Origin of the sequence: Mucilaginibacter endophyticus (assembly GCF_003351025.1) — a bacterium.
Taxonomy (GTDB): Bacteria; Bacteroidota; Bacteroidia; order Sphingobacteriales; family Sphingobacteriaceae; genus Mucilaginibacter; species Mucilaginibacter endophyticus.
Window position 1 is genome coordinate 1,329,687 of the sequence record NZ_QPCG01000001.1, and the last position, 15,204, is coordinate 1,344,890.

Consider the following 15,204-nt stretch of genomic DNA (forward strand, 5'->3'; position numbering starts at 1 on the left):
ATTTTTAAATGGATGGGACGCCTACCAGTAGGTGGTTTGTACCAGGTTATTATTAACGATCAGGTCGTTGTCCTTAACCGGCCAGAAATAATTTTTTAGCCCGAAAACCGGAGTTAACACTGTATGCGGCCTGTAATAATTACCTGCTTCAGATTCATATATATTCCAGCCCTGCAGTGGTGTGCTCAACACATTTTGAATTTCTTTCCAGCGGCGAAGGTCCCACCCGCTTTGTGCTTCAAAACAAAGTTCAATGCGGCGCTCACGGTGTATGATATCGCGCAAACCTTCTTTAGTTGTTGGTTTACCAGGATTTTTTGAATAGGTTGACCATGATTCTAAAACTCCTTTTAGGCCTGCTCTTGCACGTACTTTGTCAATGTAATTGTATACGTCGCTGGTTGGGCCGTTGGCCTCGTTCAGGGTTTCGGCATATAAAAGATATAAACCGGCAAGCCTCATCAGTGGTAAATGATATTCTATCGGCTGAAAGCCATCGTCATAAACTGAAAGATAATTAGCCAGTTTTTTAGGCCAGTAACCAGTAATATTGAGCGTATTCAGGTCTTTAGGGCCGGCTAATGAACCGGATCCACGGGCTTCAACATGATAAGCCTGGTCCTGGTTATAAATGCCGTTACCATACCAGATACTACCATCAAAAGCGATGTTGGCATAAAAACGTGTTTCGCGGCCGTAGTGCTCGTTAATAGTGGTATAGCCTTGAGCAATATAATATTTGTCGCCATCTCCTGCTGTTTTAAGCGCGAAACGGTCAGCGTAATCATAATTCTTATCCTCAGTTAGCGGTACACCGTTAGCGGTATAAAAAAGTTCCTGTGTTGAAATTGGAACAGCAAATGTTGATGGATTTGAGAAGATATTAACTGCCGATTTTGGCGTTAACCTTGGCGTTGCATAGCCCTGGCAAGGGAACGTTGGGTTTAATGCCCAGATCAGCTCGGGGTTTACATCCCATTTTTCGGTAACGGCGTTTTGAATAGTCAGTTCATTACGCAACTGATCTGACAGGGAACCTACCGTTGGAGGCGATACAAAGGTGTATAATTTAAGGCCGTTAGCTTCGCAGGCATCAATAGCCGCTTTACAGGCATCAGCAGCACGTTTCCATTTTTGTGGATCGACAGTGCTTGAAAACAGCGCCTGGCCATCTTTATTCTTCATGCTGGCATAATCAGGGTTACCGTTAAATAACGGGCTGGCCTGCGTTGCCAACATTTCGGCTTTAATTGATAGCGCGGTTAACTGCGTAATACGGCCAAGCTCTTTTGCCTGGTTAGTGATAACCGGTGGCAGATCAGGAATAGCTTCGTCCAGTAACTGTACACAATAATTGAATACCGAATCAACAGGCGAACGTTTTACCCTCACTTCCTCGGTACTTGCAGTGATGTCGATGTTGGTTTTAACCAGGGGTACAGGGCCATATAAGCGGCACAGGTAATAATGGTAATATGCTTTAAGAAATTTTACCTCCGCTATCCATCTTGCTTTCTCTGATGGTGAAAGGTCAACAGGTTTATCGATATTCTCAAGCATGATGTTACACCTGCGAATTGAACGGAACAATGCCTGGCCGCCATTTTCACCATCCCACCAGTTTACGCCTGGGCTTGCGCTATTTTGCGTACCGCGGATAAGGTTAAACCCATTTTCATTAAGCGGGTGGTTGGTAAGGTTGTTTGGATAAATGATTTCTGACGAGGTAGTGAAACCTATGTTTGAAGTAGGGTCATAAAACTGCTGTAGGGTCGCATAGCAGGTAAACAGGTAGTTTTCGGCCTCATTACGGTTCCTGAAAGCGTACTCAAGGGTACCGGTATTATCTGGTGTTACATCAAGGTATTTTTTACATGATGCGCCCGAAACCAGGAGCCCTACCAGTAATAAAAGTTTATAATATTGTTTCATAATACTAAGTATTGATCAGTAAAAAATTACAGGTTAACGTTTATGCCTAAGTTGAATACCTTTTGTATAGGGTAGGCAAAGCCATTACCACCAAGCTCAGGGTCCCAAAGTTTAAATGCGCTCCAGGTATACAGGTTTAAGCCGTTAAAGTAAATGCGGCATTTGCTTACGTTTAGGCGCTTTAAAATTGAAGGTGGCAGCGAGTAACCTATTTCAACAGATTTAAGCCTCAGAAAACTACCGTCACGCATCCACCAGGTACTGTTTTGGCGGTTGTTTTCGATCTGGTTGCCGGTTACGCCTAACCGCGGATAGGTAGCGTATAAATCCTGGTTTTCTTCGCTCCAGTGACTATCGGCAAAAGCTTTGATCAGCTGTGTATTACCATAGATATATGGGTCGGGGCTTTGAATGAACGGACTGGTACGGTTAGGATCGATAAAGAAGGATACACGTGCCTGGCCCTGGAAAAAGCAGGAAATATCAAAGTTTTTGATGCCTGCAGATAAACCATAGCCGTACACAATTTCCGGAACGGTTGGATAGCCGATAAAGGTTTGGTCGGCACCGTCGATTTTACCGTCGCCATTTAAGTCGCGGTATTTGATATCACCGCCGCCAGGAGGGATGCCGTTGGTCGAAAAAATTTGAGAAGGAGAGTTTCTTGCTTCGTTATCATCAACAAATAAACGTTCGGCAATGTAGCCGTACTGCCTGCCTATTTCCTGACCATTGTGGTAGCGGTAGGCTTCTTTGTACTGAGGTTCTTCATAATTACCATATTTGCTGCTTGCTAAGGTAAAGTTACCGCGGCCCTGCAACCATACATTATTGTTTATGGTAGCCTTATAGTCCATCTGCAGGTCAATACCTTTGGTATTGGCTGTACCTATATTAGCAGTGACGTTAGGGTTTCCGTATTGGTCAAGCGCTTCAAGTCCCAGTGTTGTAGGGAGTGAGCTACGTGTTTGCAGAATGTTGTAACGGTGATATTTATAAACCTCGGCTACTACATTCAGATTTTTAAATAGGGTGAACTCAAGACCAAGATTTAGCTGGCGCGAGGTTTCCCAGGTTACATTTGGGTTTTCGTAATTGTTGATGTAAACACCATTGCGTGTATATCCATTGTAAGTACCAAACGAGGCTGGGTTTCCGCCGTTAAGGTTAACATCCGAAAGGAAGAAGAAACGTTGTGAACCAATAGCGTCATTACCTACTAAACCATAGCTGGCCCGTAACTTCATACGAGTGACAACATCATAAAGCCCTTGTCCCCAGAATTTTTCGTCAGATACAATCCACGAACCGCCTATGGTAGGGAAGAAACCATACCTGTGATTGGCCGAAAAGCGTTCGGTGCCGTTATAGCCAAAGTTAAACTCCAGGAAATAACGGCTTTTAAATGAATAAGTAGCACGGCCGGCAAGTGTTAAGTTGCGGTAAGGCAGCGAGTACTGTAAAGTAGGGTAGTTTAATACCGGATCTTTTGCTGCTGAATATACCGTCTGCTGACGTGTGCCGATCAATGACGCGCTCACATTATGATCACCAAATGCGTGATTGTAATCTAAAACACCCTGGAAGTAGATATAGGTATTCAGGTTATCTGTACTTGGGTCGCGGTAGTAGCTTAAATATTCGGTAGCAACATTATTGCCCGTTGGCTGTGGGTTAAGCCAGGTTAAGGTATACTGATTACTTGGTTTATCATAGGTATTTACGTTATAATAAAATGGCGAATAACCCATTTGTGATTGAAAGTATGAATACCTGTTGGTATGAAATAAGCCGTGGAAGTTAAGCCCGCTGGTTATAAAATCCAATTTTTGGTTTAGCTCTAACTGAGCAGATAACCTTGATTCAGAATAGTTTTTATGGCCACGTAATAACGCTGCGTAAGGGTTATTGTAGGCGATAGCATTTGATGCCGAGCCCGCATTGGCCGGTGCCGCGTTACCAAATAAAATGTGTTTAACATTACGGTTGGCCGAATCGGCAGGGAAATAAGCAGGGAATAATACCGGGCTGGTGTGCACAGCAACGTTATAAAGGTCGGTCGAAAACGAAGCGTCGGCTGTAAGAGGGCCGTTATACTCATTGAACGAGCCGGCAAGCCTTACAATAAGCTCGGTGGTTTTGCTTAAATTGATGTTAACGTTTGAGCGTAACTGGTAATTTTCAAACTTAACGTTGTTGTTATTATTGTTGGCAATATCCTGCCTTAAAATACCGTGGTCAACGTTATATGATCCCGATACGTAGTAACGGGCAACGTCACCACCACCGCTTACGCTCATATCCGCGCGCTGGGTAGCTGTACGCTTTTTGAAAAGCATATCCAGCCAGTCAACAGCGGGATAAACATATTTATTGCTGCCCGAGGCATTGCTCAACGTGGCCTCGGTATTTAATATTTTATTTTGAGAGAAGGGGAGAGGGCTTAACGGATCTCGGGTTATGGTGGCTTCGTTAAAAAGCTTCATGTAAGTGATAGGATCGGCAAGCTGCAGGGTTTTGGCCGATTGTGAAATGGAGTTTTCCACGCGTACGTTAATCTTAGCCTTACCAATTTTACCTTCTTTGGTACTTACTAAAATTACACCGTTGGCACCGCGGGCACCGTAAAGCGCGGTAGCACTCGCGTCTTTTAATATCGAAAAGCTGGCGATATCATCAACCTGCAAGCGGGCAAGGTCAGATGTGGAAAGCTCAACGTTATCAATCAAAATAAGCGGGTCTTTTTTATAGCCGAAAGTGGTTACACCACGAATAAAAAAGCTGGAATTATCCTGCCCCGGCTGGCCGCTTGGCTGAAATGCGATGATACCCGCCACCTGGCCGGCAAGCGCATTGGTTAAGTTACTGGCAGGGATCTTCAGGTCGGCAGGTTTGACGGTAGTTACAGAACCTACTACAGCTTCCTTACGTTCTTTTTTACCGTAGGCCAGTACTACAACTTCTTCAAGGCCTCGTTTTGACTCTTTAAGTACAATGTTTACAACCAGTTTACTGGCCGAAACAGTGAAAAATTGATCGACAAAAGTTACGTACGATACTTTAAGGATGGTACCGGGTTCTGCATCAATCACAAACTTACCGTTTACATCGGTAGTGGTGCCCAGGTTTTTACGGTTGGTGGCTATGATGTTGGCACCGGCAATTGTTGCCCCCAGCGTGTCTGTTACGCGCCCTGTAATGGTTACCTTGGTTGTTTGCGCGTGTGCAAATTGTGCCGTGCCAATAAAGCTCAGCAGTAATAATACAAAGCAATAAAAACCCGGTGCAGGTTTGTACGAGCGCTTAAGCTCCCGCCGGGCTTTGATACATTGGTAAAATTGTTTCATAAAATTGGTTTGATAATGGTTTTTTGTTTTTTGAGTTTGGTTTTTGGGTGTGTCGGTTTTAATGCATTTAAATGCGGAGTTGGTAAAAGGTTTTTCCTTTAAGGACTGGTTTAATCATGGTTATTGGGATTTTAAATATGTTAAGTTGACAATTAAAAATTTTTAGCTGTGTTTAAGCTTGCTGCTGCTTTTTTGAAAAAATCAATTGGTTAAAAAATAAACTACCTGGCACGCGTTTCCTTTACTGTTTGCATTCTTATCAGTGTCAATTTTTAAATTGAGCGTATGTGGACCTTTTTTCAGATCGGTACTGAAGGTTACATACCATGGCAGGTAGATCCATGAGCTGAATGGTGTGTATAAATCCATTTTCTTTTCTGCTCCGCCATCAATACTATAGCTTATAATGCCCGCGTCTGGGCCCGATACTATGGCCATTCCAATTGCAGTGCCCGTAAATGGCAGTGTTAATGATGAGCCCGATTTTGTTGCGATAAGCATTGGCTTGTGTACAAAACCTTCGCGGGTAGTCAGGTTGTTATCAGGTGCCCAATCGAGGTTAATAGCCCATCCGTTCAGGTTTTTAGCGTTTAGGATGTTGTGATACCTTCCGTTATTTAAATTGAGGTTATTAAGTGGATTTGGTAATGCAGATAATTTTGAAGCTTTGTTCTGTTGATTATCGAAGCATGCGTCAAGTAAGCTTTTTATAGAAGCAAAATAAAGCTCCTGCCCGTAAATGGCAGGGTGCAGGTCTTTAAAATCATATTGCCATGAAAACTCATGGTTGTTAAGCTTGTCGGTAACTTCCTTAGCTAAATTGATAGATGGCAAGCCGTAATGCCCTGCTACCAGTTCGTGATTTTTAATTTGTAGTGGGGTTTTGCCATTGTTGTAATCCCTGATCTTATCCGGATCAACAAACGACATCATGACGATATCCATCAGTGGGTTCGTCTTTTTTGCATGCCTTACAATGCCTTCTAAAGCGCGTACTTCGGTCAGGCTATCCAGACCGTTTACATTGTCGTTAACGGCTGCTTCAACAAACATCAAATCTACTTTGCCCGAATCAAGCACATCCCGCTGCAAGCGGAAAGCATGAGGTACACTTCCTAATGATGGGATTCCGGCTTGTATAAAGTGAAAATTAGTTGATGGAAAGCGCTCGGTAAGGTAACGGCTGATCTTTTCGCGCCAGCCCGGGTTGTAAGTGATGGATCCGCCTAAAAACGCTACCGTAGCTTTTTGGCCTGCGTTAAATACATTAAGACTATTGATTAAACCATTGCGGATTGTAAAGTAATCGGTATAAGGTACTATTTTTTTCACGGGGTAGCTATACTCCATGATCAAATCTGCCCATTGTTCCGGGTGTTCAATAGGAAAGTGATGCCCGTTCAACTCCTGTGGACCGGCAGTTACAGGGTATACCATCATCGGGCCGCCTAAGGCCGTATAGCGTTGAGCAAGGATATTCGTATTGTCGACATTGGGTACAACCTGGTCGTTTATACCTATAATATGCATTACAGGGACTTTGAAAGCGGCAAGCCCGTCAAGGTTGTCAACAGGATTGTCTTTGTAATCAAGTGCCTGTTGCTCTGTAAAGTGATATACCTGCTGCAATTGTTTCCACAGGTTGGCATCGCCAGGGGCGCTTAGTTTACCACCCGGCCAGCTTTTAATGTTGCAAACAGGTGCTTCGTTATAAATGCAACTAATTTTATCTGGGTTGCGTTTGGCCCAGCCGTATACGTATAAACCTCCGCGGCTTACGCCTTCAAGGGCAACTTTTGTGGCAAATGATTGTTTGGTGGTTAAATATTTATAGAAAGCATCCCATACCTGTAAAGCATAAGGGCTACCATATTGATCGTCAACGTTTACAAAAGCTATGCGAAAGCCTTTGGTTAGCAGGATGCTGTCAATATCGGTATGCCAATCCGGAAATGAGGCCCGCCACACCCAGGGGTTACCTTCAAGCGGTTTTTTAGGGTTTACAAAATAGGCTTTGTGAGTGCCAATGATGATGTTTACCCGCTCAAACCCCTGCCAGCTATCTCTGGCTGTATGTTGAATGGTATATACGGCTGGGGCATTGCCCGCACTGCCATTTTCATGGTTTTGTGCTGAGGCAATACCGGCCGTGAACCCAAATAATAGCGTAATTAGTAAAGTTTTAATCATTCAGTATTGGTTATAGCAATCCCAGTTCAAAAACTTCGTCCTTTTTTTGAGGATTGTTGTTTTCGATTAAAAAGTATTTGTAAAAACCTTAGTAGCTGGCGTTTATAATTAAGATAAAAGTATGAATGGCATTAACAATAAATTGCATCTAAATTGATTTGTTTCGATACTATTTTGACATTGCTTTTTCTGTTTTAGGCAAAAAATGTACTGCTGAAACAATTTAGTTGTATTAAGTGTGTTTTTCACAACAAAATAGTGTCGAAAAAACTAAAAGTTGCGCAAAATTGTATCGGTTGTTTTTTAGTTCATGGTTCATTGTTGATAGCTTATGGCAAGAACTATGGGTTGAGAATTCAGAAACTTACGAAGTTTCAAAAACTTCGTAAGTTTGATAGATTGGGCTAATGTCCAATTACTGTCAATAGTGGTTCCTCGGGTTGGTCCGAATAAGTTTTGTTTTTCACTACATAGCCTTTAAGGCCATAGTATAGCACATATACATAGCAAACAAGAGGAGCTATAAAAGCCATTCTGATACCCGAATGATCAGATATCAAGCCCATTATCGGCGGGATAATAGCACCGCCAACAACGCCCATAATGAGCAGTGACGAAGCAACCTTGGTATAATCGCCTATGTTTTTGATGCTGAGGGTGAAAATGATCGGGTACATTACCGAAGTGAACAGCCCAACTACGGATAATGAAATTATGGATACATAGCCACTTGTAAGTACCGATATCAATATCAGCACAAACGCGCCGATACTGCATATCGTAAGCACTTTATTAGGCTTAACCTGCTTAAGCAAAAATGCCCCCAATAACCGTCCTGCCAATACCAGCGCCATATAAAGCGTAATAAACAAGGCGGCTTTTTGCTCGGTAATCCCTGCAATATTTAATGATTTTGTGTACCGGATAATGAAACTTACCACACCGACTTCGGCACCCAGGTACGCGAAAACTGCAAGTACTCCCAATACAGTATGCCTGAACTTAAATACCCCTGAGAGTTTTTGCCTGCTGTTGCCTTCATGAATCACCGGCAACTTTAAAAAGTAAAGCACCACGCATAAGGCGATAAATAATACCGCCAAAGTTAAATAAGGCGTAATCACCAGGTGCGCTTCGCTGTTTAAAAACGATTGAAGTTGCTCCGGGCTAAAGGATTGTATAAGGCTTGCCGGGATATCTTTTTCATGCAGCAAAAATTTGGAGCCGATGAAAGGCCCTATAGTAGCACCCATTGAGCCAACCGCGGCAGCCAGGCTTAACCGGCTTGACGCGTGGTCCGGGTTGCCAAGTTTTGAAATATAGGGTGTGGCAGTAACTTCCAATATAGCAAAGCCTGATGCCATGGTAAACAATGCAAGCAGGAATACCGGGTAAAACCTGGTGGTTGCTGCCGGATAAAATATGGCGGCACCAATAGCTGCCAGAATAAGCCCGGTAAGCATCCCCGCTCGGTAACCCATTTTTTCGATGAAGCGCCCTGCGGGTAAAGCCATCAAAAAGTAAGCCCCAAAAAATGCCGACTGGATCAGTGACGATTGCAGATCGGTTAACTGGCAAGCCCTTTTTAGATGCGGGATCAGCACGTCGTTAATATTGCGGCTCAGGTTCCAGAAAAACATCAGGCTCATTACTATCAGTAGCGGAGCTAAATATTTGGATGCGTTACCGTTGTTTTTGTTCATCGTTATCTTGTTTTATCGTCTGTACCCTAATTCGGCCCCGCCGCTTACCGGCATAATGCAGCCGGTTACGAATCGTGCAGCGTCCGAAAGCAGGAAAACTGCCGCGTCGGCTACTACATCACCCTCCGGGCAGTAGCCTAAAGCGTGTATATCATTCAGGTATTTCTCTATCGATCCGGGATCCGGCTGTTCGGCAGCCCATTGTTTAAGTAATGGCGTCCACACCCCGGCCGGCGAAACCGCGTTTACCCGGATGCCATATTGCGCATAATCAAGCGCCATAGATTTGGTAAGCGCGTTGATACCCCCTTTGGTTGCAGTATAAGCTGCGTGCAGGCTTTGCCCGATATCGCCGGCCATACTGCTGGTATTCAGGATACAGCCTTTTGATGCTTTAAGCATGTTGATGCCATATTTGGTTGTCCAGAACATGCTTTTGAGGTTAATATTCATCAGGGCATCCCATTCATCTTCTTCTGTTTCGTCAACAGGTTTTGATGGATGAGCTATAGCAGCATTGTTATGAATAGCATCAAGCTTGCCATAATGCTTATTAATAGTTTCAAAAGCGGCTTTTACGTCGGCGCTGTTTGATACGTCACCCACTATGCCTTCATGTTTGCCGCCAAAACGGTCAAGCGTTTTATAAAGGGCCCGCTCATTAACATCCATTATAAAAACGGTTGCCCCCTCACGGATATAAGCTTCGGCACAAGCTAAACCAATGCCCGACGCGCCTCCGGTAATAAATATTACTTTATTTAATAACTGGTTCATTTTTGGTTTTTAGCTGGTTACAAGATCGCTGCTGTTGCCTGCTTCGGCAGGTACGGCGTAAAAGCCTCCGCTAATATTGGCCGGGTTTTTAAAGTATTTGGCCAAATGCGGTATGTGTTCCAAAAATAAGTTTTCGTGCCCAATAGCAACATGGTTAAACAATACTAAATGCTGATGGATCTGCCCCATATCGCCTACGTGAGGCACTACCGGTACATTGAATTTTTTTGCCAGCAGGCTTATCGTTAAAAATTCGGACACACCACCAACGCGCACACAATCAACCTGGCAAAAATCCATGGCGCCTGCTTGCAAAAAGTTTTTGAAGATGATCTTGTTAGGAATATGCTCACCGGCTGCAATTTTAAGCGGTGCTATTTCTTTAGCAAGTGTCTGATGAGCCAATACGTCATCGGGGTGGGTAGGCTCTTCAATCCAGTAAGGGTTTATGGTGCTTAACTCTTTACAAATGGAGACGGCCTGCGGAAGGTTCCATTTTTGGTTGGCATCAAGCATGATGGTAGTTCTGTCGCCAGCTTCGGCCCGAACCAGTTTGGCCCTGCGGATATCACGTAAGGGATCGTTTGAGCCTACTTTTAATTTCATGGCTGTAAACCCGCGATCGATGGCGCGCGCCACATTTTCCTTAATTTTTTCGTCCGAATAATTGAACCAGCCTACTGATGTATCATAGGCTTTATAACCTGTTTGCAAAACGCTGTTGCGTAGCGTACGGCCGGTAAAGTTGTTCTTTAAAATGTTTTCTGCTTCCTCAACGGTCAATACATCTTCCAGGTAATTGAGGTCGAGTGTGGCTACCAGTTCTTTCGGGCTCAAATCAAGCAGTAGTTTCCAAAGCGGTACCTGGCGGCTTTTAGCCCAAAGATCGAAACATGCGTTAACTATAGCTGCCAGCGCCAGTTGCATAACACCTTTGTGCGGCCCCAGCCAACGGTAAGTGGGCGAGTCAAGTATCGAACGGTAAACCGAACCGAAATCAGACATCAGTTCCTCAATTTCGCGGCCTTTCAATGTTTCAGAAAGGTATTGTATGGCTTTGCATACCAGGTCATTGCCGGCGCCAAGGGTAAAGGCGAGGCCAATTCCTTTTACGCTGCTATCGGTATGCAGTTCGCAAATGGCGTAAGCATACTGGGTTGAATCGTTTACAGCATCAGATCCGGCGCCATTGCCTAAATTAAAACGCTTGTCGGTAACTTCAATTTTAGTAATGTACATGTAAGTAAATATATTTTGCAAATAAATTCAGACTGTTCTCCATAGAAAAGCCCTCAATAAAATCTTGTTTCCTGTGTTTATAAATCGGTTTATTATACCTTGTTGGATAAGGTATGATGTTGTAAAATTAGCGCGGTTTGATTTTTTACTTTCACTTTAATTGGCAACTTTCGATAGTATTTTTGCTTATATTTAGCTTTTGTGATCTGATCTTGTTAAAATGAAACCAATTTTAGCCGTATTGTCTGACGGGGTACAGTCAGAAGACCTTTTTGTTGCCAAGGAAGTTAAGCTCCCTTTTTTCTCCAATGAGTTTCATTTTCATGAGGAATGCCAGTTGGTTCACATTGTAAAAAGTTCGGGCAAAAGGATAATCGGCGACCTGGTTGATTATTTTGAAAGCGGCGAACTTATTTTCCTGGGTTCAAACATCCCGCACGTTTGGCACAACACACAAGAGCAAACTAATGGCGATGAACCGGAGCCTTACGCGCATTCACTATCCATCTACTTTAACCCCTCAAAGTTATTGCTGCACCTTTCGGCATTTGGAAATGTGCGCAAAATCGAGTCGTTTTTGAACAAGGCACAAAGAGGAGTGGAACTGAAAGGCCGAAGCCGGGATATGGTAGTAAAATTAATGTACCACATTTTGCAGCAGGAGGGGTTGCAAAAAATCATTACCCTGCTCGAGATCCTGAATATCATGAGTTCATCAGATACAGAATATGATCTGCTGGCCAGCATCAACTATATCAACTACTATCAATACAATGATAGCAAACGTATGGACCAGGTATTTAAATACATCTTTGATAATTTCAGGGAAGACATCTCCCTAAATACAATTGCTGATGTGGCCAACATGAACACCTTTGCGTTTTGCCGGTTTTTTAAGGCGCGTACACAAAAATCATTTACCCAGTTTGTAAACGAAACAAGAATAGGCTATGCCTGTAAATTGCTGGGCCATAAAGAAACCAGTATTACAGATATAGCCTATGAATGCGGTTTTAATAATGTATCAAACTTTAACCGCTTTTTTAAGGTGATTAAAAAAGTAAGCCCCCGCGAATACCGGAACCAGATTTTGTCTTAGTTGCGGTTTAGGCTAAAGTTTTGCAACCTGTTTGTCGTACTATTTGCAGGAGGCGTTTCGGCCCATTTTATTTCATCGTTCATGAAATGTTCGGTACGGCACCCATTGTTGCGGATACTTTTAATGAAGTCAAAATACAGATCATTAAAAACATACACGTTTTCTTTTAATATGGCATAGTTAGTAAGTATAAAACCAAGTGTGTTTACCTTAACTATGATCTGTTTTGAATCATCACATAATTTAATCAGGTTTTTAATATTGTTAACAACAGCAAGCTGATTACTTACCGGCAGGGTGAGTTTTATTTTTAGCCCTTCGTAAAGCACTTTCATAAAAGAGGTGAAACCGCTATCCTGCTCGCTGTAGGTGATGCTTATTTCATTAAAAATGGCTTTGGCTTTATCTTCATAACCCGATGCCAGGTATGACTCGGCCATAACGGTTTTTAAAATGAAAGCATATCCCGTAGAATAGCCCCGGTATACTTTATTTAAGCCGTTAATAAATTTGGCCGCTTTGTTGTGTTTTTGACAGATGGTTGAAGTGTATAAGGCCAAAAGATAAACTACTTCGGTAAAGCCTTTTGAAACGCCGGTGTTTTGAACCGGATTGAAGTAGAACCTGGTGATTTCGGTGAGTGACTCCTTTTTTATAATGCCGTATTTGAGGTAAAATAAAATAGTTTCTATGCAGTTTACCGGGTTGATAGGCAAGTTTTGAAGCGCTTTTAAATTGTATTGCTTTAAATCATTAAAGTGTTTTTCAATTTTTGTTAAATCAAGCTGCATGATGGCAATGGCAGCAAGGCTGGTTTTTATTAAAATTTGTTGCTGGTTTGATAAGCGGAATTGTAAAAAAGTTTCCAGCACTTCCTCATAACCAATATCAATAAACTCAAGGCTGATGAAGTAATTAAAGAACTCCTCGCTGCAAACCTGCTTAAACAAATCTTCCATTCGCTCGGTCATTTTTCCGTTTACATGTTGAATTTTGAGTAATTCACCAATAAACCTTATGATCTCCGATTTTTCGTTTGGCAGCAACTGTACATTTAGTAAAGCTTTAAGCTCAAACTTATAGTCTTTGTGAATCGCATTGTAGATGAACCATTTTATGATAGGCAGTTTTTTATCCCGGCCAAATACAAGGTCGGTCAGGTTTACCAGGTTATCATCAAATACGTAGTTATTGTTATACATTAATATCATAGCCAACGCGTACTCAAGGGTAGTATCGTCAATCATTTTAACTATGAAGTTGAGCTTGTTTTCGCGCGACAGGTTAAGTTCTTCAATGATCCCGGCGCTGATCATCTCCTGGTATGCCGATCCATACTTTTTGATGAGCTCATAGATCCTGATCTTACTAACCTCGTATACACGGTTATCGGTATCCATTTGATTAATGATGCCGGTAATCAACAATACCTTTTCAATGGCATAGTGGCCTTTGTAAACATTATGATAGTAGTTTGCGGCTACAAGGTGGTAATACGTAAGGTCATTAAAATGGCTTAAGCTGAAATTATCGCTGTATCGTTGGTAATAATATTGGAAGTATAAAGGGTGACTTAGTTTATCAATAATAGGTAAAGTTATATCATGGGCAATATTGGGATTTATATTATCGCAAAGTTTTTTGATTTGCTCGGTAGTAAATAGCGGTACATTAAGTTTTTGACTGCTATCCATCATAAAACCGGTGAACCACAGATCGGGCTGGGCAATTATATCCTCCCTGAGGTTACTCCAGGTTGATGAACGCATCGTTAGTATCACTTTAAACCAGGGATATTTGTGGTACATGGCTATAATATCGGCCAATTGCCTAAATATGGTCTCGAATGTGTTATTCTTGAAATAAAACTCATCGAAACCATCTATAATTAAAATAAAACGCCCGCTAAAATCTTCTGCCAGTTCTGCCAGACTGTCGAGATCTTCATCTGGCGATAAGCCGATAAGTCCCATAAGCCAATGGTTAAGATGGATGTTTTGGAGTGACGAATTGAGCGTGTTGCCGTTAAAAAACAGTATCAGGTCCTTTTCATCTTTTTGCGTATTGGCCTTTATCAGATCTTTTACCCAATGGCACAGGCCAATTGTTTTGCCATAGCCTGCCGGAGCCGTAAACACAGTAGCGGTATAAGGCTGCTGCATAAATATGGACAATTGCTCGTTAATGAAATTCCGGGGAATAGTATACTGAAAAGGTATACCCGAATGATTGATTTGGGTTTGCAGCGTGAAGTTGGTGATCCTGTCTGCTTTGGCCGTTATCTTCCCAGGTGTATATACATGGCTTTCTTTTTTAACAACTGTCTTTTGCTTGCTTTGGCAAAATGCATCCCAACCTGTATAACCGCAAAACTCAGCCAGCGCGTTCATGGTGAATAATGATGGGGTAAACTTGCTGTAGGCAAATCCAAAAATACGTTTGAGCGTAGTTTCACTAATGCTTTTCTGGGTTTTGCCAAACAGCATTAATGATAAGGCCTTGCAATCGGCAGGGGTAATGTAGGCCATACCCGCTTTCTCCGTTAGTTCTTTTTTTAACAGATCAAAATGATAAGTCGAAAATAGATGCATAGGTAAAGGTTTTAGAGTGAATATATTAACTATATACGTCAGTCAGTCGAACAAATTAGCGCAAACAGTATCAGCAAGTAATCTTGAAAACTTATTTAAAATATTGTAAAAGGTTCAAGCAATTCCCTGGGGTAACGGGATATTGTTAATACATGGCTAAACAAATATTTTCACATATTTTGTTTAATCAATAATACGTATGTTAATTGAAAATGGATTTATATTTTATTAAAAATGATATTCCGTTAGGTTGTATTTGCTGAATGAATAAAATGAACGGAAAATGAATGCAGAAAACAGAATGAACAGACCTACATGAATACTGA

General features: G+C 42.2%; 8 protein-coding genes. 1 reads left to right on the forward strand and 7 read right to left on the reverse strand.

Features of this window, described 5'->3' with window-relative positions; translation table 11 throughout:
• Positions 1-21: 21 nt before the first annotated feature.
• The 6 genes from DUL71_RS05370 to DUL71_RS05395 form a co-directional block, all read right to left on the reverse strand.
• Positions 22-1,932, reverse strand: coding sequence for a RagB/SusD family nutrient uptake outer membrane protein (locus DUL71_RS05370; RefSeq protein ID WP_114937072.1), 1,911 nt, complete (start codon positions 1,930-1,932; stop codon positions 22-24).
• Between the two features lie 26 nt (positions 1,933-1,958).
• Positions 1,959-5,279 (reverse strand): SusC/RagA family TonB-linked outer membrane protein, encoded by a 3,321-nt coding sequence (locus DUL71_RS05375; RefSeq protein ID WP_114937073.1) that lies wholly within the window; start codon positions 5,277-5,279, stop codon positions 1,959-1,961.
• Positions 5,280-5,480: 201 nt separating this feature from the next.
• Positions 5,481-7,469: an SGNH/GDSL hydrolase family protein gene (locus DUL71_RS05380; protein WP_114937074.1), complete on the reverse strand. Its 1,989-nt coding sequence runs from the start codon at positions 7,467-7,469 to the stop codon at positions 5,481-5,483.
• A 404-nt stretch (positions 7,470-7,873) separates the two neighbouring features.
• The gene (fucP, locus tag DUL71_RS05385; protein WP_114937075.1) at positions 7,874-9,172 is read right to left on the reverse strand and encodes an L-fucose:H+ symporter permease; all 1,299 of its coding nucleotides are present in this window, start codon (positions 9,170-9,172) and stop codon (positions 7,874-7,876) included.
• 12 nt (positions 9,173-9,184) lie between these two features.
• Positions 9,185-9,949, reverse strand: a complete 765-nt coding sequence (locus tag DUL71_RS05390; RefSeq protein ID WP_114937076.1) for an SDR family NAD(P)-dependent oxidoreductase — start codon at positions 9,947-9,949, stop codon at positions 9,185-9,187.
• Between the two features lie 9 nt (positions 9,950-9,958).
• Positions 9,959-11,188, reverse strand: coding sequence for an enolase C-terminal domain-like protein (locus DUL71_RS05395; RefSeq protein WP_114937077.1), 1,230 nt, complete (start codon positions 11,186-11,188; stop codon positions 9,959-9,961).
• A 220-nt stretch (positions 11,189-11,408) separates the two neighbouring features.
• On the opposite strand from DUL71_RS05395, the gene DUL71_RS05400 reads away from it, so the two are divergent.
• On the forward strand, positions 11,409-12,287 hold the full coding sequence (locus DUL71_RS05400) for an AraC family transcriptional regulator (protein WP_114937078.1): 879 nt from the start codon (positions 11,409-11,411) through the stop codon (positions 12,285-12,287).
• On the opposite strand, the gene DUL71_RS05405 is transcribed toward DUL71_RS05400, so the two are convergent.
• The gene (locus DUL71_RS05405) at positions 12,284-14,878 is read right to left on the reverse strand and encodes an NACHT domain-containing protein (protein WP_114937079.1); all 2,595 of its coding nucleotides are present in this window, start codon (positions 14,876-14,878) and stop codon (positions 12,284-12,286) included. The genes DUL71_RS05400 and DUL71_RS05405 overlap by 4 nt on opposite strands.
• Positions 14,879-15,204 lie beyond the last annotated feature (326 nt).

Coding starts and splice junctions, on each gene's coding strand:
- DUL71_RS05370 (WP_114937072.1), bottom strand. CDS start 1,932: ATGAAACAATATTATAAACTTTTATTACTGGTAGGGCTCCTGGTTTCG.
- DUL71_RS05375 (WP_114937073.1), bottom strand. CDS start 5,279: ATGAAACAATTTTACCAATGTATCAAAGCCCGGCGGGAGCTTAAGCGC.
- DUL71_RS05380 (WP_114937074.1), bottom strand. CDS start 7,469: ATGATTAAAACTTTACTAATTACGCTATTATTTGGGTTCACGGCCGGT.
- fucP (WP_114937075.1), bottom strand. CDS start 9,172: ATGAACAAAAACAACGGTAACGCATCCAAATATTTAGCTCCGCTACTG.
- DUL71_RS05390 (WP_114937076.1), bottom strand. CDS start 9,949: ATGAACCAGTTATTAAATAAAGTAATATTTATTACCGGAGGCGCGTCG.
- DUL71_RS05395 (WP_114937077.1), bottom strand. CDS start 11,188: ATGTACATTACTAAAATTGAAGTTACCGACAAGCGTTTTAATTTAGGC.
- DUL71_RS05400 (WP_114937078.1), top strand. CDS start 11,409: ATGAAACCAATTTTAGCCGTATTGTCTGACGGGGTACAGTCAGAAGAC.
- DUL71_RS05405 (WP_114937079.1), bottom strand. CDS start 14,878: ATGCATCTATTTTCGACTTATCATTTTGATCTGTTAAAAAAAGAACTA.